This window comes from Arsenicicoccus cauae, assembly GCF_043162025.1.
Classification (GTDB): domain Bacteria; phylum Actinomycetota; class Actinomycetes; order Actinomycetales; family Dermatophilaceae; genus Arsenicicoccus; species Arsenicicoccus cauae.
This window is the reverse complement of the sequence record NZ_CP171001.1, coordinates 2,291,248-2,311,403: the sequence shown is the minus strand read 5'-3', so window position 1 is coordinate 2,311,403 and position 20,156 is coordinate 2,291,248. Positions and strand designations below refer to the sequence as shown.

The following is a 20,156-nucleotide window of genomic DNA, read 5'->3' as shown; positions in this document are numbered from 1 at the left end:
GGAGCTCGTCCCGGGCAGTTCCGAGGCGGCCCACGCCCGCCAAGGAAGGTCGCCCGTGTCCTCCACGTCCCGCTCCATCTCTCGTGCCGGCCGTCCCCGCAGGGCGGGTGGGAACGTCGTCACGCCGATCACCGCGGTGCTCGCCCTGTTCCTGGCGACGCTGTTGTCGGCGTTCGTGTCGACGATCGCCCTCGCGGCGCCCGCCCACGCGGCGGACGCCTACCGCTTCTGGGGCTACTACCAGCTGACGAACGGCACGTGGGGCTTCGCGACCAAGGGGCCCGACGGCACGACGCCGGCCGACGGGTCGGTCGAGGGCTACCGCTTCGCCCTGGGCGACACGAGCACGCCGCGCCTGCCGCGTGCGGTCGTGACCTTCGACCAGGCCTGCGCCTCGACCCCGGCCGTCTCCGGGAGCAAGCGCGTGGGCGTGGTCGTGGACTTCGGTCGGGCGGCGGACGCACGGGAGCAGGGCGCGACCGTGCCGGCCCCCTACGCCACCTGCGTGACGGTGCCCACCTCGGCGACCGGGGCCCAGGTCCTGGCGGCGGCGGCCAAGCCCCGCGTCGAGAAGGCCATGGTCTGCGGCATCGACGGATACCCGGCGAGCGGCTGCAGCGACACCGTCGCGGACGTGCCCGCCGCCGCCAAGGCCGCTGACCAGCCGGTGACCATCGACGTCCGCTCGGCCTCGTCCTCAGCCGCCACCTCGGGCGCGGCCGCCTCCTCGTCCGCCGCCGCAGCCGCGTCCTCGAGCTCGTCCTCCAGCACGACCGCGTATGTCGTCGGCGTGGTCGCCGTCCTCGCACTGCTCGCCGCCGCGGCCTGGGCCATGGCCCGACGCCGCCGCACGGACGGGCGCTGACGGACCTCGTGACGTCCGGTCGAGCACGCGTGCCGCGACGGGTCCACCCCGTGGCGTGGTGGCTTTGGGCCCTGGGGCTCGCGACGGCCGCGTCCCGGACCGACAACCCGCTGCTGCTGCTCGCCGTCGTCGCGGTCGCGATCCTCGTCGTCGCGCTGCGCGAGGACCCGCACGCGGACGCACCCCTGACGATGTTCCTCGCCCTGGGGCTGGTCGCCATCGCGCTGCGGGTCGGCCTGTCGATCCTCGTGGGCGGGGGCGCGACGGGCCAGGTCGTGCTCGTCACCCTGCCCCGCGTGCCGCTCCCCGAGGCGGCGGGCAGCCTGCGTCTCGGCGGCCCGGTGACGCTCGAGGGCGTCCTGGCCGCGCTCTGGCAGGGCCTGCAGCTCGCCGCGATGCTGGCCGCCATCGGAGCCGCCAACGCCCTGGCCTCCCCGCGGCGCCTCCTGCGCTACGTCCCGGCCACCCTCTACGACGTCGGGACCGCCGTGGTCGTCGCCCTGTCCTTCGCCCCGCGCATGGTCGTCGACGCCCGCGCCGTGCGCACCGCCCGCCGCCTGCGGGGCCACGACGGGCGCGGCCCGCGCGAGCTGGCCCGCACCCTGGTGCCCGCCCTGGAGGCGGCCTTCGACCGCTCGCTCGACCTGGCCGCGTCGATGGAGGCCCGCGGCTACGGCCGCCACCCCCGCGAGGGCGGGGCACGGCGCTGGTCCGGCGCCGTCACCGTCGCGGGCCTGATCGGCCTGGTCGCCGGGGTGTACGCCGTCCTGGACGGCTCCGCCGGGTCGCCCCTCGGGTGGCCGCTGCTCGTCCTCGGCGTGCTGGTCAGCACCCTCGCCCTGGTCCTCGGAGCCCGCCACGACACCCGCACCCGCTACCGCCGCGACCCCTGGGGATGGCCCGAGTGGGGCGTGACGCTGGCGGGCGGCATACCGGCCCTGACCCTGGTGACGCTCGCGGCCCGGCAGGTGCCGGGACTCACCCTGCAGGCCGTCCCGCTCACCCCTCCGCCGCTCGTCGTCCCGGCGCTCGTCGCCATCGTCGGCGCGGCGCTCGCCGCCGTCGCCGCCCCTCCCCTGCCTCGCCCGGCCGCCCGGGACGCCGCCGCCGCGCGGCGAACGGCGCAGCGACAGCGACGGGAGGTCGCGGCGTGATCCGGGTCGAGGGCTGGACGGTGACCTACGACGGAGCGGCCCGACCGGCGCTGCAGGACGCCGACCTGCACGTCGACGAGGGTGAGCTGGTGCTCGTCGTCGGCGAGACGGGGTCCGGCAAGTCGACGCTCCTGCGCAGCCTCGACGGACTGGTCCCCCACTTCAGCGGCGGGGCGGTCTCCGGGCGGGTGCAGGTCGCCGGACGCGACACCCGCACCCACCGGCCACGCGACCTCGCCGACGTCGTCGCGATGGTGGTCCAGGACCCCGCCGCGTCCTTCGTCACCGACACGGTGGAGGACGAGCTGGCCTACGGCATGGAGGCCATCGGGCTGTCGCCCACCGCGATGCGGCGCCGCGTCGAGGAGACCCTCGACCTGCTCGGCCTCGCCGACCTGCGCGACCGAGGGCTGCGCAGCCTGTCCGGCGGGCAGCAGCAACGCGTCGCCATCGGCGCCGTGCTGGCGGCCGGCCCCCGCATCCTGGTCCTCGACGAGCCCACCTCCGCGCTCGACCCCGTGGCCGCCGAGGACGTCCTGTCGTCGATCACCCGGCTGGTGCACGACGTCGGCATGACCGTCGTGGTCGCCGAGCACCGCCTCGAGCGGGTCGTGCACCACGCCGACGGCATCGTGCTCCTGCAGGGGGCGACCTGCTCGGACGTGCTGCCCCCCGCGGCGGCGATGGCCCGCTCCACCGTGCACCCGCCCGTCGTCGGGCTGGGCCGGGCCCTCGGCTGGTCGCCGCTGCCCCTGTCGGTGCGTGACGCCCGTCGTGCCGTGCGGCCGCTGCGCGACCGACTCGCCGCGGCGCGCCCTGTCACGGCGCGCCGCGCCGGCACCGGTCGTCGGGAGCCTGGCGCGCCCTGCGTCGCCGTCGACGGCCTCGCCGTCGTCCGGGACGGCCGGCCGGTGCTCGGGGGCGTCGACCTCGACGCCCCCGCAGGCCAGGTGGTCGCCCTCATGGGTCGCAACGGTGTCGGCAAGTCCACCCTGCTCCGCGTGCTCACCGGCACCCTGCGGCCGTCGCGTGGCCGGGTCCGCGTGGACGGCGTCGACCCGGGCTCCACCCGGGCGCGCGAGCTCGTGCGCCACGTCGGTCTGGTCCCCCAGGACGCCGGCTCCCTCCTGCACGCCGACACCGTCGCGCGGGAGTGCCACGCGGCCGACGACGACTTCGGGGTGGTCGTGGGGACCTGCCGGGCCCTGCTGTCACGCCTGCTGGGGCCGACCGAGCCCGCCGACCTGGACGGCCGCCACCCGCGTGACCTGTCCGAGGGGCAGCGCCTGCTGCTCGCCCTCGCCGTGGTGCTCACCGGCGCACCCCGGGTCGTCCTGCTCGACGAGCCGACCCGCGGACTGGACTACACGGCCAAGGCCCGCCTCGTCGACGTCCTGGACCAGCTGGCCGCCGAGGGTCGCGCCGTCGTCCTCGCCACCCACGACGTGGAGCTCGCCGCGGACGTCGCCGACCGCGTCGTGCTGCTCGCGGAGGGCGAGGTCGTGGCCGACGGTCCCGCCGACGAGGTGCTCTCGGCCTCCACGGCGTTCGCGCCGCAGGTGGCCAAGGTCCTGCACCCCCTGCCGGTGCTCACGGTCCCGGCGGCCACGGACCTGGTGACCCGCGCGGGCGTCGTACGAGGCCGCCCATGAACCTGCGGATGCGCCCCACCTCGGCCCTCACGCTGCTGCTCGTCAGCCTCGTGTGCGCCGCGGCCTTCCTGTGGCCGTTCGTCACCACCTCGCCTGCGGTGCTCGCGCACGCGCACGACGCGCCCTGGGTCTTTGCCGCCCTCCTCGGGCTGCTCGCGCTCGTCTGCCTGGCCGAGGTCACCGCCGACGGCCTCGACGCCAAGACGGTGGCGGTCATAGGGGTCCTGTGCGCCGCCGGGGGCGGGCTCCGGGTCCTCTCCGCGGGCACGGCCGGGCTGGAGCCGATGTTCTTCCTGCTGGTCATGGCCGGCGCGGTGCTCGGCCCGGGCGCCGGCTTCGTCGTCGGGGCGCTCGCGCTGCTCACCGGCGGCCTGCTCACCGGCACGATCGGTCCCTGGGTGCCGTTCCAGATGATCACGGCGGGCTGGGTCGCGCTGGGCGCGGGGCTGCTGCCGACGGCCCGGCTGGGGAGGCTCGGCCGCCGGGGCCTGCTCGCGGTCTACGGCCTGCTGGCCGGCCTGGGCTACGGCCTCGTCATGAACCTCTGGTTCTGGCCCTTCCTTGCGACCTCCATGGCCCCCGAGGGCGCCGGCTTCGTGCCGGGCGGGGACCTCGCGACCAATGCGGCGCACTACGCCACCTTCTACGTCCTCACCTCGCTCGGCTGGGACCTGCCCCGCGGCCTGCTCACCGCCGTGCTCGTGTGGTGGGCCGGGCCCGCCGTCGACCGCGTCCTGCGGCGGGCGGTCCGGCGCGCCCGCTTCGACGCGTCGCCCACCTTCGTCGACAGGGACGTCAGCGTCCCGCAGGAGGCAGCATGATCACCCTCGTCACCGGCGGGGTCCGGTCCGGCAAGAGCCGGTATGCAGAGAGCCTCGTCCCCGCCTCCCGGCCCGCCGCCTACGTGGCCCCCGGCCTCGTGCCCCTCGGCGGCGACGGCGAGTGGGCACGGCGGGTCGCCGCGCACCGGGAGCGTCGGCCTGGTTGCTGGGCCACGGTCGAGTCGTCCGACCTCGCCGCCGTCGTGTGCTCGTCGAGCTCGCCGGTGCTGATCGACTGCCTCGGCACCTGGGTGACCCGGCTCGTGGACGACGCCGGCGCCTGGGACGACCCGGTGGCCGCGGCCGAGGAGGTGGGCCGGGCGCGCGAAGGACTCGTCGGCGCTCTCTGCGCCGCCCGGGTCGACGTCGTCCTCGTCACCAACGAGGTCGGGTGGGGCGTCGTGCCCGAGCACGCCTCGGGACGGATGTTCCGCGACGAGCTGGGGCGCGTCAACGCCGACGTGTCGGCCGTCGCGGACCGGGTCGCGCTCGTGGTCGCCGGGCGGGTCCTCGACCTGTCGACGGCGCCGGTGGTGCCGTGAGCGGGACGGACGGCGACGCCCCTGCCGTGGGCGGGACCGGGTCGGGCCGGTGGGCCGACGGGTTGCGCCTCGCCTGGGGGATGCTCTCCGCGGTGCCCGTGCCGCCACCTCGTCGCGTCGACCGACCCGTCGCCGGCGTCGCCATGCTCCTCGCCCCGCTCGCCACGCTGCCCCTGCTCGCGGCGTGGGTCGGCTGCGCTCTCGTGGCGCGATGGGCGGCCGCGCCGCCCCTGGTCACCGGGGCCGTCGCGGTGGCCCTGCTCGTGCTGCTCACTCGGGCGATGCACCAGGACGGGCTCGCGGACTACGCCGACGGGCTGTCGTCGAGCTATGACCGCGACCGCGCCCTCGCGGTGATGCGGACCGGCGACGTCGGCCCCTCCGGGGCCACCGCCATCGCGCTGTTGCTGCTGCTGCAGGCCGCGAGCCTCGGGGCGCTCGCCTCGTCCTGGCACGGCGTCGCGCTCGGTGCCGTCGCCCTCGTCGTGAGTCGGCACGTGCTCGCCTGGGGCTGCCTTCGGGGCGTGCCGAGCGCCCGCCCGGGCGGGCTCGGGGCCATGGTCGCCGGCAGCGTCGCGCCGTGGCAGGCCGGGGCGGCCCTGGCGGTGCTGCTGGCGGGGGCGGGCCTGCTGGGCGCGGCCGCCACGCCGGCCGGCTGGTGGCACGTCCTCCCGTGTGCCGCAGCAGGACTCGTGGGCTGCTGGCTCGTGGTGGAGCGTGCCGTGCGGCGCCTCGGGGGCATCACCGGCGACGTCCTCGGAGCGGCGATCGAGGTGTCGCTCACCCTGTCGCTGGTGGTGGCCTCGCTGCTGGTCTGACCCGGCCTCACCCCTGCGGTGCGCGGCGTGGCCGCCCGTGCACCTGCGTGCCCTCCATGGCAACCTCCTCCACCACGTCGTCCTGCCGGGCATGGGCGAGCACCGCGACCGCTGACCCCGCGAGCACCGTCGCCGCGCCGACCCACTGCGACTCCGTCATCGCCGCGCCCAGCAGCAGCGCCGAGCCCACCACCGAGATGATCGGCTCGACGGTGGACACGATCGACGCCTGCGTCGCGCCCACCACGGCCACCCCGGCAAAGAAGGTCGCGATCGCCAGAGCCCCACCGGCGAGGCCCACCCCGGCCACCGCCCAGGGGGCTCGCAGAGCCTGCGCGGGGTCAAAGGTCCCGGTCACGGACGTCACGACCACGACGAACCCGGTCGCGAGGGTGCACACCCAGGCGCTGGCCGGCAGCGGCGGGACGGTGGCACCAAGGTGGTCGGTCAGCAGCACGTAGGCCGTGTAGCACAGGGCCGTCGCCACCCCCGCCAGCACCCCCGGGAGGCTGCCCGCACCGCTCACGCGCCCGAGCGCGAGACCGATCCCGGCGAAGGACAGCACCAGCGACAGCACCACGGCGCGCGACGGGACCACGCGGGCGGCCAGCGCCGTCACCAGCGCCACGAGACAGGGGTAGAGGTAGAGCAGCAGGGCCGCCAGTCCGACCGAGATCTGCTGGACCGCGTAGAAGTAGGTCGCGGCCTGCAGGACGTACGCGAGTGCGGCGATGGTCAGCCCGGCGACGGCGCGGCGGCCGAGCGGACGCACCACCCCCCGGCTCGCGCACAGGGCCCACAGCACCGCCGCCGCCACGGCGAAGCGGTAGAGCAGGACCGTCGGCACGCCGACGCCCGCGCGGTATGCCGCCGTCGCGAGCAGCGGATTGACCCCGAAGCCGACGGCGGAGATCAGGACGAGCAGGGAGCCACGCAGCACGCCGCCACGCTAACGACCGCGGCGGGTGCCTGCGCGACGGTCCGGCCGGCACCGCGCGGCGACACGCTGCGAGGGCCTGTCGCCATACGGCAGGAGACCCTCTCAGGTGCCGTATGCCGATCAGCTCGCGGCACCACCCTGGACGAAGGGCGGCTTGGTGACGGTGGCCGCCACCGCGCGGCCGCGCACGTCGACGACGACCTCGTCGCCCTCCGCAGCGCCACGGTCCAGCAGGCACAGCGCGATGCCCTGCTTGAGGGTCGGCGACATGGTCCCGGAGGTGACGACACCGATCTCGCGACCGTCCGCGTCCTTGATCACGCAGTCCTTGCGCGGGATCCCCTTGCCGGTGACCAGCAGGCCCCAGGACAGGCGGCACTCCTTGGCGGCCTTCTGCGCCGCGAGCACCTCCTTGCCCCAGAACTCCTCCTTGCCCCAGCCGACCGCCCACCCCGCGCGGGCCATGTTGGGGGTGATGTCCATCGACAGCTCGTGACCGTGCAGCGCGTAGCCCATCTCCGTGCGCAGCGTGTCCCGCGCACCGAGCCCGCACGGCAGGCCGTCGTAGGGCTGCATCGCCTCGACGAGCGCGTCCCACACGGCCGGGGTGTTGTCCCAGGTCGGCAGCAGCTCGTAGCCCTTCTCCCCCGTGTAGCCGGTGCGGCACACGATGACCGGGCGGCCGTTCCACTCCGCCTCGGCGAAGGACATGTACTCCAGGTCGGTCGGCAGCCCCAAGGTCTTGACCACGTCCTCGGAGCGCGGGCCCTGGACCGCGATCACGCCGTACTCCTCATGCAGGTTGGTCAGCTCCAGGCCGTCGGGCAGCCTGTCCCGCATGCGGCGCACGACCTCGGTCGTGTTGGCGGCGTTGGGGATGAGGAAGACCTCGTCGTCGCTCTTGACGTACTGGATCAGGTCGTCGACGACGCCACCGGTCTGCTCGTCGCAGCACATGGTGTACTGCGCCTTGGGCGGCTCGACCTTGCGCAGGTCGTTGGTGAAGCAGGCGTTGCAGAAGTCGGCGGCGCCCTTGCCGGAGACCCTGGCCTTGCCCAGGTGCGAGACGTCAAAGATGCCGACGCGCTCGCGGACCGCGGTGTGCTCGCGGATCACGCCGCCGCCGGGGTACTCGATCGGCATCTCCCAGCCGCCGAAGTCGGCCATCTTGGCGCCGAGCGCGACATGCCTCTCGTGGAGGGGGGACTTCCTCAGTGAAGTTTCCGTCATGGGGCCGACACTACAAGGGGCCGCTGGGCACGCATCGCGCCGGGAGGCTAGGTTGTCCGGAAGGCCTTGCCGGGCCGCACCAACCGCCATCCGCACTTCCGCCACCCAGGAGCTGTCGTGACCTCGCTCACCGTCACCGCGCGCTCCGCCGCAGACCTCGCCGTCGACGTCCTCGTCGTCGGCGCCTTCGGCGGCGACGCGTCACCCGTCCTCCCGTCCGGCCTCCCCGAGGCCACGACGACCTACCTCGCCGGGGCCCTGCCCACCCTGGGCTTCACCGGCGCCGCCGACTCCACGGTGGTGCTGCCCGCCGTGCCCGGGGTCAAGGCACCCCGCGTGGTGCTCGCGGGCCTCGGCCCCGAGCCCGCCAAGAAGAAGCTCGTCGACGAGAACGCCCTGCGCCGTGCGGCCGCGACCGCCACCCGCGCCATCAAGGACGCCGGCACGGTGGCCGTCGCGTTCCCGGGCAGCACTTCCACGGCCGTCGGCGCCGTCGCCGAGGGCGCTGCCCTCGGGGCCTACCGGTTCACGGCCCAGCGCGGCACGTCCACCCCGCCCACCGTCGTCGAGACCGTGACCGTCGTGACCGACCGTGGGCGCGACTCCGCCGTCAAGGCCGCCGTGAAGCGGGCCGCCGCGGTCGCCGAGGCCGTGGGCTACGCCCGCGACCTCGTCAACACCGCCCCCAACCTGCTCTACCCGCAGACCTTCGTCGACAGCGTGCGCGAGCGCGCCACCGCCTCGAAGGTCAAGATCAAGGTGCTCGACGAGAAGGCCCTCGCCAAGGGCGGTTTCGGTGGGATCCTGGGCGTCGGCCAGGGCTCGGCGCACGCGCCCCGGCTCGTGTCGATGTCCTACAAGCCGGCCAAGGCCACGCACCACCTGGCCCTCGTCGGCAAGGGCATGACCTTCGACTCCGGCGGTCTCGACATCAAGCCCGCCAACAACATGGCCACCATGAAGTCCGACATGGCGGGCGCGGCCGCCGTCGCCGGCGCCGTCCTCGCGATCGCGGAGCTGGGCCTGCCGATCCAGGTCACCGGCTGGCTCGGCCTCGCCGAGAACATGCCGTCGGGCACCGCCCAGCGCGCCTCCGACGTCGTGACCATGCGCAACGGCATGACCGTCGAGATCCTCAACACCGACGCCGAGGGACGCATGGTCCTTGGTGACGCGATGTGTGCGGCCGGCGAGGAGGGGCCGGACACGATCGTCGACATCGCCACCCTCACCGGCGCCCAGGTCGTCGCCCTCGGGCACGAGGTGGCCGCCGTCATGGGCAACGACGACGACTTCCGCACCCGCGTGTGCAGCGCCGGCGACGACATGGGCGAGGACCTGTGGCCCATGCCCCTGCCCGCGGCCTACCGCAAGGGGCTCGAGACCGAGGTGGCCGACATCGCCCACAAGGCGGGTCCGGCCGGAGGCATGCTGACCGCCGGGCTGTTCCTCAAGGAGTTCGTCCCCCAGGCAGACGGACACCCCATCCCGTGGGCGCACGTCGACATCGCGGGCCCGTCCTTCAACGAGCAGGCCCCTCGCGGGGTCGCGCCCAAGGGCGGCACCGGCTTCGGCGTCGCCACGCTGGTCCGTCTCGCCGAGGTGCTCAGCGCCGACTGAGGACGACTCCACGGGCGCTGACGCGCCCCATCACCCGTAGGGACGGCGCCCGATCACTCTCGTGACAGGCGCCGTCCCTGTGCGCGATAGTGATCGGCAGGACGGGTGCCGAGCTCCGTCGAGGCCCCGCCACGGAGGGCTGCGCTGGGGTGAGATGCCGTTGTGCCCCACCGCTCCCACCAGCCACGACGCGCCCCTCGGGCCCGTCGTGACGTCACCCTGGGCGCGGCAACGGCCCTCCTCGCGCTGGCGACCCTGGTGCTGCCGACGCTCGCGGCGCTCACGCAGCACGCCGACGACCGGCCGGGCCCGGTGGCCTCCCGGCGGAGCCGCACGGATATCCCTCGGGACGTGCCCGCCGTCGCGCCCGTCGTGGCGCCCGTCGTGGGGCCCGTCGTGGCGCCCGGCCCGGTCGGCCCGACGAGGTCGGGGAGCGCGGTCACCGCCGCGGACGGCCAGGCCGTCCGCCACCTCACCTGGCCCCTGCCGGCCTCGTGCGAGGACGGGGGCGAGGGCGCCTCAGGAGCACGACGCGCCGCGCGCCTGCCGAGCGGGACGGGATACACCGACGACCCCGCGAGCCTCGGCCAGGGCGCCCGCCTGCGCCGCGTCTACGCCGTGCGAGCGGGGCGGTTGCAGGCGCTCGACGGCGCCGGTCCGGCAGACGGGTGCGACCGGTGGCGGTGGGAGGTCCTGCGCTCCGGCATACCCGCGGCCCACCTCGCCGCCCTCGACCAGGTCGTCCTGTACGACTACCCGCCCGAGGTGCTCCAGGACCCCTCCCGCCAGGGTGGGGTTCGTACCGGCTTCTTCGAGCCCAACCCGGCCGACCCGCGGCGCTACCGCCTCGCGCTCGCGACCGTCCTCGCGCCGAGCGAGCAGCTGCTCACCATGGCCCACGAGGTCGGGCACGTCGTCAGCCTCTACCCGGACCGGACTCACCCGTCCCGCGACCCCCGCTGCCCATGGGTGATCGACGACGCCGGCACCTGCGCCGACCCGTCGAGCCCCCTCGTGGCGTTCTACGCCGGCACCTACACGCCGGCCCAGCGCAGCCGGATCTCAGGCCTGTATGCCGACCGCCGGCCCTCCCCCGAGGAGCTCCGGTCCTTCCACGCCACCGCCCCCGAGGCGTTCGTGTCGACCTACGCGGCAAGCCACCCCACCGAGGACTTCGCCGAGAGCTACGCGTACTGGTGCCTCTACGGCACCTCGCGCACCGCGCCCGTCGAGGGCGCGTCCACGGCGGGGATGGCCAAGCGCGCCTTCCTCGAGGCCGAGGCACGGGCGGGGCGGTTGGACCCCGGCGTCTGCGGCCCGTGGCGAGGGCTCGTGACCCGCGGCTGAGCGTGGGCGGCCGGCGGTGCGGCGGGGCGTGCCCCGACGGCGCGGCTGAGCCTGGGCGGGCTTGCGCCGGCGTGCCGCGCGGGTGAGAGGATGACCGCGGCTTCGGCGGCGTCACGAGCGCCCCGGTGCCATCGCGAGCACCGACGGCCGAGACGCAAGGGAGCGCACCATGGCTGACCAGCAGCAGGACACCTACGACATCGTCATCCTCGGAGGGGGCAGCGGCGGCTACGCCTGCGCGCTGCGCGCCGCGGAGCTGGGCCTGTCGGTGGCCCTGGTCGAGAGGTCCAAGCTGGGCGGCACCTGTCTGCACCTCGGCTGCATCCCCACCAAGGCGCTGCTGCACGCCGCCGAGGTTGCCGACACCGCGCGCGAGAGCGCCCAGTTCGGGGTCCGGGCCACGTTCGAGTCGATCGACCTGCCCGCCGTCCACGCCTACAAGGACGGCGTGGTCAACCGCCTGTACAAGGGGCTCCAGGGCCTCGTCAAGGCGGCCGGGCTCACCTATGTCGAGGGGACCGGGCGGGTCGTCGCTCCGGACACTGTCGAGGTGGACGGACGTCGCCTCACCGGCCGCAACCTCGTGCTCGCCACCGGGTCCTACGCCAAGTCGCTGCCCGGGCTCGACATCGGTGGCCGGATCATGACCAGCGAGCAGGCGCTGCGGCTGGAGGAGGTGCCGGCGCGCACCATCGTGCTCGGCGGCGGCGTCATCGGGGTCGAGCTCGCCTCCGCGCTGCGCAGCTTCGGCTCCGAGGTGACGATCGTCGAGGCGCTGCCCCGTCTCGTCGCCGCCGAGGACCCCGCCATCTCCAAGCAGCTGGAGCGGTCCTTCCGCAAGCGCAAGATCGCCGTCCGCACGGGCGCCCGCTTCGATTCCGCCGCGCAGGAGGACGCCCAGGTCACCGTCACCCTCGAGGGCGGGGAGCAGCTGCAGGCCGAGCTGCTGCTGGTGGCCGTCGGCCGCGGCCCGGTCACCGAGGGGCTCGGCTACGAGGAGATCGGTGTGGCCACGGACCGCGGCTACGTGCTGGCCGAGGACTGCCGCACGTCCGTCCCGGGGGTCTGGGCGGTCGGCGACATCGTGCCGGGCCTGCAGCTGGCGCACCGCGGGTTCGCCCAGGGCATCTACGTCGCCGAGGCGATCGCCGGGCTGGAGCCCGCCCGCATCGACGAGCGCGGCATCCCGCGCGTCACCTACTGCGACCCCGAGATCGCGTCCGTCGGCTACACCGAGGAGCAGGCTGAGGAGGCCTTCGGCGAGGTCGAGAGCTCCGAGTACAACCTCGGCGGCAACGGCAAGTCCCAGATCCTCGGGACGCAAGGCTTCGTCAAGCTCGTGCGACGCAAGGACGGTCCGGTCGTGGGGCTGCACATGATCGGAGCCCGCATGGGCGAGCAGGTCGGCGAGGCCCAGCTGATCTACGGCTGGGAGGCGCTGCCCGAGGACGTGGCCTCCCTCGTCCACGCGCACCCCACCCAGAACGAGGCGCTCGGCGAGGCCCACCTGGCTCTCGCCGGCAAGCCGCTCCACGCGCACTCCTAGCGCCCTGTCGCAGTAGGGTGGCTATCGAACGTCAACGGCTCACCGAAGGAGAAACTCACACATGTCTGAACGCGTGACGATGCCCGCCCTTGGCGAGTCGGTGACCGAGGGCACCGTGACCCGCTGGCTCAAGTCCGTGGGTGACTCGGTCGAGGTTGACGAGCCCCTGCTCGAGGTCTCGACCGACAAGGTCGACACCGAGATCCCCTCCCCCGCCGCGGGCACCCTCCAGGAGATCCTGGTGGAGGAGGACGAGACGGTCGAGGTCGGCGCCGACCTCGCGGTGATCGGCGACGGCGACGCCCCCGCCAAGGACGACTCCGGCGACGAGGACACCTCCGCCGCGGAGCAGGCCAAGCAGTCCGACTCCTCCCAGCCCGAGACCGCGGAGACGGTCGAGGAGACCGCCCAGGCGGCTCCCTCCACCGAGCAGGAGGAGCCGGCGGACGAGAGCGACGCCGATACCTCGGGCTCCGGCCAGGGCGGCTCCGCAGGGGCCTCCGGCGGCTCGGTCTCCGGCGGTGACAAGGTCACGATGCCCGCGCTCGGCGAGTCCGTCACCGAGGGCACCATCACCCGGTGGCTCAAGGCCGAGGGCGACGACGTCGAGGTGGACGAGCCGCTCCTCGAGGTCTCCACGGACAAGGTCGACACCGAGATCCCTTCCCCGTTCGCCGGCACGCTCACCAAGATCCTCGTCCAGGAGGACGAGACCGCCGAGGTCGGCGCCGAGCTGGCGGTCATCGGTGGCGAGGCTTCCGGGGGCGGTGACGACGCCAATCAGGAGGAGCCCGCGTCCGAGGAGCCGAAGGAGCAGGCACCCAAGCAGGAGGCTCCCAAGGAGGAGCCCAAGCAGGAGGCTCCCAAGGAGGAGCCCAAGCAGGAGGCGGCCCCGCAGCAGGCGCCCGAGCCGAAGGCCGCAGCGCCTCGTGCCGAGTCCACGGGAGATGCCGATGCGTCGGCATACGTCACTCCCCTGGTCCGCAAGCTGGCCGCCGACAACGGGGTCGACCTGTCCAGCCTCAAGGGCACCGGCGTCGGTGGCCGGATCCGCAAGCAGGACGTCCTCGACGCCGCCAAGAAGGCCTCCGAGCCGGAGGCGGCCCCCGCTGCAGCGCCCGCGGCTCCTGCAGCCGCGGCGGCTCCCGCCGGCGGTGGCGCGCCCACGGCGGTGCCGACGGCCGACCCTGCGTCGGCGGCCAAGCGGGGCACCACCGAAAAGATGCCGCGCCTGCGCAAGGTCATCGCGCAGCGCATGGTGGAGTCGCTGTCCGTCTCGGCGCAGCTGACCGCGGCGGTCGAGGTCGACATGACCCGCGTCGTGGCGCTGCGGGCCCGTGCCAAGGGCGAGTTCCAGCAGCGGGAGGGCGTCAAGCTCACCTACCTGCCGTTCATCACTCTTGCCGCGGTCGAGGCCCTCAAGGCGTTCCCGCAGCTCAACTCCAGCATCGACGGCGACAGCCTCGTCTACCACGGCGCCGAGCACATGGGCATCGCGGTCGACACCGAGCGCGGCCTGCTCGTCCCGGTCATCAAGGACGCCGGCGACCTCAACATCGCCGGCCTGTCCCGCAAGATCGCTGACCTCGCCGACCGCACCCGCACCAACAAGGTCGGGCCGGACGAGCTGGGTGGCGCGACCTTCACGATCACCAACATCGGCAGCAACGGATCGCTGCTGGACACGCCGATCATCAACCAGCCCAACGTCGGCATCCTCGGCACGGGCGCGATCGTCAAGCGGCCTGCCGTCGTCACCGACGCCGAGGGCAACGACGCGATCGCCGTGCGGTCGATGATGTACCTCGTGCTCACCTACGACCACCGCGCGGTCGACGGTGCGCTGGCCGGCAAGTTCCTCTCGGCGCTCAAGGCGCGCCTGGAGGAGGGCAGGTTCGAGTCCTCGCTCGGGCTCTGAGCCATCCGGTCTGCGGGCCGTGGTCACCACCGGTGGTCACGGCCCGCGGCCATCTCCGCACGACGCACCTGGGAGGCACCCGTGGCACGACGAATCCTGGTCAGCGGCGCCAGTGGCCTGATCGGCACCGCGCTGCGCAGCGCGCTGGCCGCCCGTGGCGACCAGGTGGTCCGGCTGGTGCGTCGCCCGCCCTCGGGCGCCGACGAGATCCGGTGGGACCCGACCGCCGGACACGTGGACGTGGGGCAGGTCGAGCCCGTCGACGCGGTCGTCAACCTGTCCGGGGCGCCGGTGGGACGTCGGTGGACGCCGCGATACAAGCACGAGCTCCTCGAGAGCCGCGTCCACACCACCCGAACGCTGGTCCAGCACCTCGACCGGCTCGGCGAGCGGGTGCCCCTCATCAATGCGTCGGCCGTCGGCGTCTATGGCAGCGACCGGGGCGAGGAGGAGCTGACCGAGGCCAGCGACCCCGGGCACACCTTTCTCGCCGACGTGGTCAAGGCCTGGGAGCTCGAGGCCTGCGCCGCGCAGGACGGGGGTCGGCGCGTCGCCCTCGCCCGCACGGGGCTGGTGCTGACCTCGGACGGCGGCGCGCTCGGCCCGCTCCTCCCGCTGGCTCGCCTGGGCCTGGGTGGCCCCATCGGGAGCGGGCGTCAGTGGTGGCCGTGGATCTCGATGGAGGACGAGGTGCGAGCCCTCCTGCACCTCGTCGACGAGGATGTCCACGGCCCCGTCAACCTCGTCTCGCCCGGCAGCGCTCGGCAGGTCGAGGTCGCCCGCGCCCTCGGACGTGCGCTGCACCGTCCGGCTGTGGTCCCCACCCCCGCCGCGGCACTCCGGCTCGCCCTCGGCGAGCTGGCGGACGACGTCCTCGGCAGCCAGCTGGTGCGCCCGGCCGTGCTCGAGCAGACCGGCTTCGTATGGCGCCACGCGCGGCTCGAGGACGCCGTGCGGCAGGTGGCGAGCCCCTGGCACGACCTGACGGTGCGCCCCTGACGAGGACGCGTCAGCGGGGCCACGGTCCCGGGCCTGCTGCGGCGTCCCGCCACGGCGGCGATCGCCGCCACCAGCGACAGCCCGGCGCCGGTGCCGCGGGCCATGAGCAACGGCCCCACGAGGTTGAGACAGGCCGGATGTCGGCCGTCGAACCCCCGGGACGACCACAGCGCCCAGACCAGGGCTCTGACGGCGACGAAGGACGCGGCGCGTGCCACTCTCATGGCTCCCCCAGGCTCGTTGTGGCGCATCTCCCCCACCGCAGGCCCGGCACGGTTGTCACGCGTGAGCTCGCAGGGTCACGGCCCGGTGCGGGGCGACGCGGACGCCACGCTCTGGCCGCCTGCTCCCGGCTCGTCGACACGGTCGAGCCGCCAGCCGTGCGCCGTCCACCGCAGGTGGTAGTCGGCGCTGCGCCCCCCGTGCCCGGCCGCGGTCCGAGGTGGGGCACCGGCCTCCGTCCAGGTGTAGTCGCCCAGCCGGACCGACGCCCGCACCGTGGCGGACCCAGCAGCGCTGGAGACGGCCTGCGCCTGCTGCACGACGAACCGCAGCCCCCGCTGGCTCTGGCCCCGGCGTCGTAGCTCACCGATCGTCTCGTCGTCGTGCGTGCGGGCCCACGAGCCGTCGGCGTCGGCGGTCCCGAGTGCTGCCGCGTCCTTGGCCATGAGGGCGGCCGCGCGGGCGTCGAACAGGTCTTGCAGCACGGCGCGAGCATCCGTCTGCACCCCGTCCGACCGACTCGATGGCCTGACCGGGTCCTGCCCCTGCCCCTGCCCCTGACCCGGTCCTTGTCCCTGTCCCTGCCCCTGTCCCTGTCCCTGTCCCTGTCCCTGTCCCTGAGGCGGACCCTGAACCGTGGACGTCGGTGCGCTCGGCGCGGGCGCCGAGCCCGACCGGGTCCCAGCGCTGGTCGCCGCCGGGGCGCTCGCGGCCGCCCCTTGGCGGCTTGTCACCGCTGCGGGGCGTGCGGCGGCCGCCGCAGCCGCCTGCGCATCACGCCGGTCCAGCCACCAGCGGCCGCCCAGCACGCCGAGGGCCAGCCCCACGACGATCGACAGGGCCAGGGCGCGACGGGACAGCAGCAGCCGAGGACGGGCGGCCCGGCGCCTCGCCTCCTCGAGGTGCTGGGCCCGCACCCGGGCGCGCGTGAGCGCACGCTCCTGCTCGGCGGCCTGCTCGCGCACCCGCCGGGTCACGTCCTCCGGGCGATCGGCCGGGCTGACCTCCACGGGGGCCGAGCCGAGCGCGGCCAGGGAGTCGACGAGGTCGCCCACCTCCGGGCGGTCGTCCGGGCGGGGCGCCAGGCAGGCCCGGATGACGTCCCGCAGCTCGGCGGGCGTGTCGGGGACCCTGGCGTCGAGCTCGCGCGGATCGGTGGCCGCCGGGCGGGCCTCCCCGACGAGCGCATACCACGCGAGCGCTCCGAGGGAGTAGACATCGGACGCCGCTGTCGGCTCGCCGCCCGCCACGACGTCCGGAGCGACGAAACCCGTCGTCCCCCAGGGGTCCTCGACCGCCTCGTCGAAGGCGCTGAGGGTCCCCAGATCGCCCACCAGGGGCCGCCCGGCCGCGTCGAGCAGGACGTTGCCCGGCGACAGGTCCCCGTGCACCAGACGGGCCCCGTGCAGGTCGCGGATCGTGGTGGCGAGCCCGAGCAGGACCGAGACCACCTCCGACGGTGTGAGGTGACCCCGCGACCGGACGAGGTCGGACAACGAGCCGCCCTCCGCGAGAGTCAGCACGACGACGACCCGCTGGTCGTCGAGGACCAGGGCGTCGAGCAGCTCCACGACGCCGGGGTGGTGGACCTGCCGCAACCAGTCGAGCTCGCGCAGCACGCTCTCGGCGTCCCGCGGTGCCGTGGACCAGCCCTTGGCCTGCCAGGGGTCGTCCAGCCGTAGGGGCTCGCGCGACACCTTGAGCGCGACGGCGCGTCGGTCGGACAGTCGCTCCGCGCGCCACACCACGCTCGCGGCGCCGCCACCAAGGACGGCCTGGACGTCATACCCGGGAACCGCGGGCCTGGCCATGGCTGCCCTCCTGCCTGCCGGGAGGAGGCCGATCCCCCTCGTCCACCACCATGCCGCCTGTCGCGGTCCGGGTCGCTCCGTCATCCACAGGCGGGGTCATGAACGTTCAAAGGCTGTGGACGGAGCATCCCTGCCCCGGTCGTATCGTGGTGGCATGCGTTTCGAGCACCTGGGCTTCGCGCCGGACCTGGTCGACTACCAGCAGGCCTGGGACCACCAACGGGAGATCCACGCGCAGGTCGTCGCCCACGAGATCCCCGACACGACGCTGCTGCTGGAGCATCAGCGCGTCTACACCGCCGGCAAGCGCACCGAGCCGCACGAACGGCCGTGGGACGGCACCCCGGTGGTCGACGTGGACCGCGGCGGCAAGATCACCTGGCACGGCCCGGGTCAGCTCGTCGGCTACCCGATCGTGCACCTGCCGAGCAACCGCGACGTCGTGGCCCACGTGCGGCGGCTGGAGGACATGATGATGGGCGTCTGCGCCGACCTCGGCGTCGAGACCGCCCGCGTGGCCGGCCGCAGCGGCGTGTGGGTGATGGCGGACGCACGCGGCGGCGATCGCAAGATCGGGGCGATCGGGATCCGGGTCAGCCGCGACGTGACCATGCACGGCTTTGCGCTCAACGGCAACTGCGACCTGTCCTGGGCCAAGGTCATCGTGCCGTGCGGGATCGCCGACGCCGGCGTGACGTCCCTGTCGCACGAGCTGGGCCGGGACGTCACGGTCCAGGAGATCCTCCCCCTCGCCGAGCACCACCTGGCGAGGGTCTTCGACATGAGCACGGACGAGGCGGTCGAGGCCGCGCGGCTGCGCGGCACCGTGACCGGGACCACGGTCCTGCCCGATCTGCTGCACTGACCCCCGGCATACGGCGTACGCCGTCCGCCCCCTGCGGACCGGACCGCCGTCACGCGCGGGCGAGCACCTCGAACTCCTCCAGCACGACCTCCATGGTGGGGCTGAACGGCTGCTCGCCGTCGTCGATACGTTCCAAGAACGCCTGGTGCTCTCGGCGCCAGGCCTCCAAGGACCGGTCACCCTCACCCTCGGCGCGCGCGTGGTCGGCCGCCACCTCGTCGAACGCCACCACCCGGACGCGGGTCGTGCGCAGCAACGCCCGCGGCGCGCCGGACCCGTCGCAGAGGATGGTGACCGACCCGACCGTGGGTAGGGGCTCACCGGCGCCGTCGGTGCCGTCGGTGCCTCCGTCCGCGTCGTGGTAGGCCCACCTCGGCGACGAGGTCGCCGTCTTGCGGCCGTCCAGCACCAGCTCGCACAGCTCGTCGGCCATGTCCCTCGTGTCACCGAAGGACCAGGCCGGTGGCCGCAGGGCCGCGGACGAGGAGAAGCCCTGATAGACCTCCTCCCCGGCAAGGCCGGAGCGCAGCCACGCCTCGGTCCAGAAGGCCTCGACGAGGTCGGGGCGCGGGTCGGAGGGCCGGGACTGCATGAGACCACGGTAGACCTGGCGGCCATGCCGGGCTCCTGGGACCCCGGCGAGCCCGCACGGGCGCATTCGGGGTGTGTCGGTGCAGCGGCGTACCCTGTGGGAACGGTCGCCCCCGTCCCCCGGGACTCGGCCGGTTGCTAGGGGTCGGCATACGGCCTGACGCACACGATCGCAAGGAGCACCATGACCGTCGCACCCGAGGGTCGTCGCATGCTGCGCGTCGAGGCGCGCAACGCGGAGACCCCCATCGAGCGCAAGCCGAGCTGGATCCGGACGACGGCCAGGATGGGCCCGGAGTACTCCGAGATGCAGTCGCGCGTCAAGGGCCAGGGCCTGCACACGGTGTGCCAGGAGGCGTCCTGCCCCAACATCTTCGAGTGCTGGGAGGACCGCGAGGCGACCTTCCTCATCGGCGGTGACGTCTGCACCCGCCGCTGCGACTTCTGCGACATCGCGACCGGGCGCCCCACCGCGCTGGACCGCGGCGAGCCGACCAAGGTGGCGGAGAGCATCGCGACGATGCAGCTGCGCTACGCGACCGTGACCGGCGTCGCGCGGGACGACCAGCCCGACGGGGCGGCCTGGCTGTATGCCGAGACGATCCGCGAGATCCACCGGCTCAACCCCACCACGGGGGTCGAGATCCTGCCGCCGGACTTCGGTGCCAGGCCCGAGCTCGTCGGGCAGGTCTTCGACGCCCGCCCCGAGGTGTTCGCGCACAACCTCGAGACCGTGCCCCGGATCTTCAAGCGGATCCGGCCTGCCTTCACCTACGACAAGTCGCTGCGCGTCCTGTCGATGGCGCAGGACGCCGGGCTCATCACCAAGTCCAACCTGATCCTCGGCATGGGCGAGGAGGAGGCCGAGATCGAGCAGGCCATCGGCGACCTCGTCGACGAGGGCTGCCACATCCTGACGATCACGCAGTACCTCCGGCCGTCCAAGCTGCACCACCCCATCGACCGGTGGGTCAAGCCCGAGGAGTTCGTGCACTGGCGCGACCTCGCGCTCGGCCGCGGGATGAAGGCGGTCATGGCGGGGCCCCTGGTCCGCTCGTCCTACCGCTCGGGCAAGCTCTACAGCCAGGCGATGCGCGAGTTCGGCCGCCCGCTGCCCGAGCACCTGTCGCACCTCGCGGACGCCGCCGACCAGACCACCCGCCAGGAGGCGTCCTCGCTGCTCGCCCAGCGCTGACGCCCCCGGGCCCCACCACC

Annotated in this window: 17 protein-coding genes; 13 read left to right on the top strand and 4 right to left on the bottom strand. The window is 74.3% G+C overall.

Annotated features, from left to right (window positions below):
• The first annotated feature begins 55 nt into the window (after positions 1-55).
• The 6 genes from ACF3NS_RS10800 to ACF3NS_RS10775 are packed head-to-tail and all read left to right on the top strand — an operon-like array spanning position 56 to position 5,852.
• Positions 56-865 carry an SCO2322 family protein gene (locus ACF3NS_RS10800; protein ID WP_392466030.1) on the top strand — a complete coding sequence of 270 codons (810 nt, stop codon included), beginning with the start codon at positions 56-58 and terminating at the stop codon, positions 863-865.
• Positions 866-873: 8 nt separating this feature from the next.
• Positions 874-2,019: an energy-coupling factor transporter transmembrane component T gene (locus ACF3NS_RS10795; RefSeq protein ID WP_392466028.1), complete on the top strand. Its 1,146-nt coding sequence runs from the start codon at positions 874-876 to the stop codon at positions 2,017-2,019.
• The gene (locus tag ACF3NS_RS10790; RefSeq protein WP_392466026.1) at positions 2,016-3,671 is read left to right on the top strand and encodes an ABC transporter ATP-binding protein; all 1,656 of its coding nucleotides are present in this window, start codon (positions 2,016-2,018) and stop codon (positions 3,669-3,671) included. Before ACF3NS_RS10795 ends, ACF3NS_RS10790 begins: the two co-directional genes overlap by 4 nt.
• Entirely contained in the window at positions 3,668-4,492 is an 825-nt protein-coding gene (locus ACF3NS_RS10785) for an ECF transporter S component (protein WP_392466024.1), read from the top strand. The genes ACF3NS_RS10790 and ACF3NS_RS10785 overlap by 4 nt, the downstream gene beginning before the upstream one ends.
• Positions 4,489-5,034: a bifunctional adenosylcobinamide kinase/adenosylcobinamide-phosphate guanylyltransferase gene (locus ACF3NS_RS10780; protein ID WP_154594082.1), complete on the top strand. Its 546-nt coding sequence runs from the start codon at positions 4,489-4,491 to the stop codon at positions 5,032-5,034. Before ACF3NS_RS10785 ends, ACF3NS_RS10780 begins: the two co-directional genes overlap by 4 nt.
• Entirely contained in the window at positions 5,031-5,852 is an 822-nt protein-coding gene (locus ACF3NS_RS10775; RefSeq protein ID WP_392466022.1) for an adenosylcobinamide-GDP ribazoletransferase, read from the top strand. Before ACF3NS_RS10780 ends, ACF3NS_RS10775 begins: the two co-directional genes overlap by 4 nt.
• A gap of 7 nt (positions 5,853-5,859) precedes the next feature.
• Here ACF3NS_RS10775 and ACF3NS_RS10770 read toward each other — a convergent pair whose 3' ends face one another.
• Positions 5,860-6,792, bottom strand: coding sequence for a DMT family transporter (locus ACF3NS_RS10770; protein ID WP_392466020.1), 933 nt, complete (start codon positions 6,790-6,792; stop codon positions 5,860-5,862).
• A gap of 120 nt (positions 6,793-6,912) precedes the next feature.
• Positions 6,913-8,022 (bottom strand): glycine cleavage system aminomethyltransferase GcvT, encoded by a 1,110-nt coding sequence (gene gcvT / locus ACF3NS_RS10765; protein WP_288799977.1) that lies wholly within the window; start codon positions 8,020-8,022, stop codon positions 6,913-6,915.
• A 117-nt stretch (positions 8,023-8,139) separates the two neighbouring features.
• Here gcvT and ACF3NS_RS10760 point away from each other — a divergent pair, with 117 nt between their 5' ends.
• From ACF3NS_RS10760 to ACF3NS_RS10740, 5 genes are all read left to right on the top strand, one after another.
• Positions 8,140-9,642, top strand: coding sequence for a leucyl aminopeptidase (locus ACF3NS_RS10760; protein ID WP_392466018.1), 1,503 nt, complete (start codon positions 8,140-8,142; stop codon positions 9,640-9,642).
• A 162-nt stretch (positions 9,643-9,804) separates the two neighbouring features.
• A complete protein-coding gene (locus ACF3NS_RS10755) occupies positions 9,805-10,989 on the top strand; it encodes a putative zinc-binding metallopeptidase (protein ID WP_392466016.1) in 1,185 nt (394 codons plus the stop codon).
• Between the two features lie 169 nt (positions 10,990-11,158).
• Positions 11,159-12,535: a dihydrolipoyl dehydrogenase gene (lpdA, locus tag ACF3NS_RS10750; RefSeq protein ID WP_392466014.1), complete on the top strand. Its 1,377-nt coding sequence runs from the start codon at positions 11,159-11,161 to the stop codon at positions 12,533-12,535.
• 61 nt (positions 12,536-12,596) lie between these two features.
• A complete protein-coding gene (gene sucB / locus ACF3NS_RS10745; RefSeq protein ID WP_392466011.1) occupies positions 12,597-14,453 on the top strand; it encodes a 2-oxoglutarate dehydrogenase, E2 component, dihydrolipoamide succinyltransferase in 1,857 nt (618 codons plus the stop codon).
• Between the two features lie 81 nt (positions 14,454-14,534).
• The gene (locus ACF3NS_RS10740; RefSeq protein ID WP_392466008.1) at positions 14,535-15,452 is read left to right on the top strand and encodes a TIGR01777 family oxidoreductase; all 918 of its coding nucleotides are present in this window, start codon (positions 14,535-14,537) and stop codon (positions 15,450-15,452) included.
• A 299-nt stretch (positions 15,453-15,751) separates the two neighbouring features.
• Here ACF3NS_RS10740 and ACF3NS_RS10735 read toward each other — a convergent pair whose 3' ends face one another.
• Complete coding sequence (locus ACF3NS_RS10735; RefSeq protein WP_392466007.1) at positions 15,752-17,485, bottom strand: serine/threonine-protein kinase; 1,734 nt, start codon at positions 17,483-17,485, stop codon at positions 15,752-15,754.
• 154 nt (positions 17,486-17,639) lie between these two features.
• Here ACF3NS_RS10735 and lipB point away from each other — a divergent pair, with 154 nt between their 5' ends.
• A complete protein-coding gene (lipB, locus tag ACF3NS_RS10730; RefSeq protein ID WP_392466005.1) occupies positions 17,640-18,350 on the top strand; it encodes a lipoyl(octanoyl) transferase LipB in 711 nt (236 codons plus the stop codon).
• A 49-nt stretch (positions 18,351-18,399) separates the two neighbouring features.
• On the opposite strand, the gene ACF3NS_RS10725 is transcribed toward lipB, so the two are convergent.
• Positions 18,400-18,942 (bottom strand): ASCH domain-containing protein, encoded by a 543-nt coding sequence (locus ACF3NS_RS10725; protein ID WP_392466003.1) that lies wholly within the window; start codon positions 18,940-18,942, stop codon positions 18,400-18,402.
• 183 nt (positions 18,943-19,125) lie between these two features.
• Between ACF3NS_RS10725 and lipA the strand changes: the two genes are divergently transcribed.
• The gene (gene lipA / locus ACF3NS_RS10720) at positions 19,126-20,136 is read left to right on the top strand and encodes a lipoyl synthase (RefSeq protein WP_392466001.1); all 1,011 of its coding nucleotides are present in this window, start codon (positions 19,126-19,128) and stop codon (positions 20,134-20,136) included.
• Positions 20,137-20,156: the final 20 nt, after the last annotated feature.

Bases quoted from the DNA above. Each gene is read 5' to 3' on its own strand.
- ACF3NS_RS10785 (WP_392466024.1), top strand. From the start codon at position 3,668: ATGAACCTGCGGATGCGCCCCACCTCGGCCCTCACGCTGCTGCTCGTC.
- ACF3NS_RS10780 (WP_154594082.1), top strand. From the start codon at position 4,489: ATGATCACCCTCGTCACCGGCGGGGTCCGGTCCGGCAAGAGCCGGTAT.
- gcvT (WP_288799977.1), bottom strand. From the start codon at position 8,022: ATGACGGAAACTTCACTGAGGAAGTCCCCCCTCCACGAGAGGCATGTC.
- lpdA (WP_392466014.1), top strand. From the start codon at position 11,159: ATGGCTGACCAGCAGCAGGACACCTACGACATCGTCATCCTCGGAGGG.
- sucB (WP_392466011.1), top strand. From the start codon at position 12,597: ATGTCTGAACGCGTGACGATGCCCGCCCTTGGCGAGTCGGTGACCGAG.
- ACF3NS_RS10735 (WP_392466007.1), bottom strand. From the start codon at position 17,485: ATGGCCAGGCCCGCGGTTCCCGGGTATGACGTCCAGGCCGTCCTTGGT.
- lipB (WP_392466005.1), top strand. From the start codon at position 17,640: ATGCGTTTCGAGCACCTGGGCTTCGCGCCGGACCTGGTCGACTACCAG.
- ACF3NS_RS10725 (WP_392466003.1), bottom strand. From the start codon at position 18,942: ATGCAGTCCCGGCCCTCCGACCCGCGCCCCGACCTCGTCGAGGCCTTC.
- lipA (WP_392466001.1), top strand. From the start codon at position 19,126: ATGACCGTCGCACCCGAGGGTCGTCGCATGCTGCGCGTCGAGGCGCGC.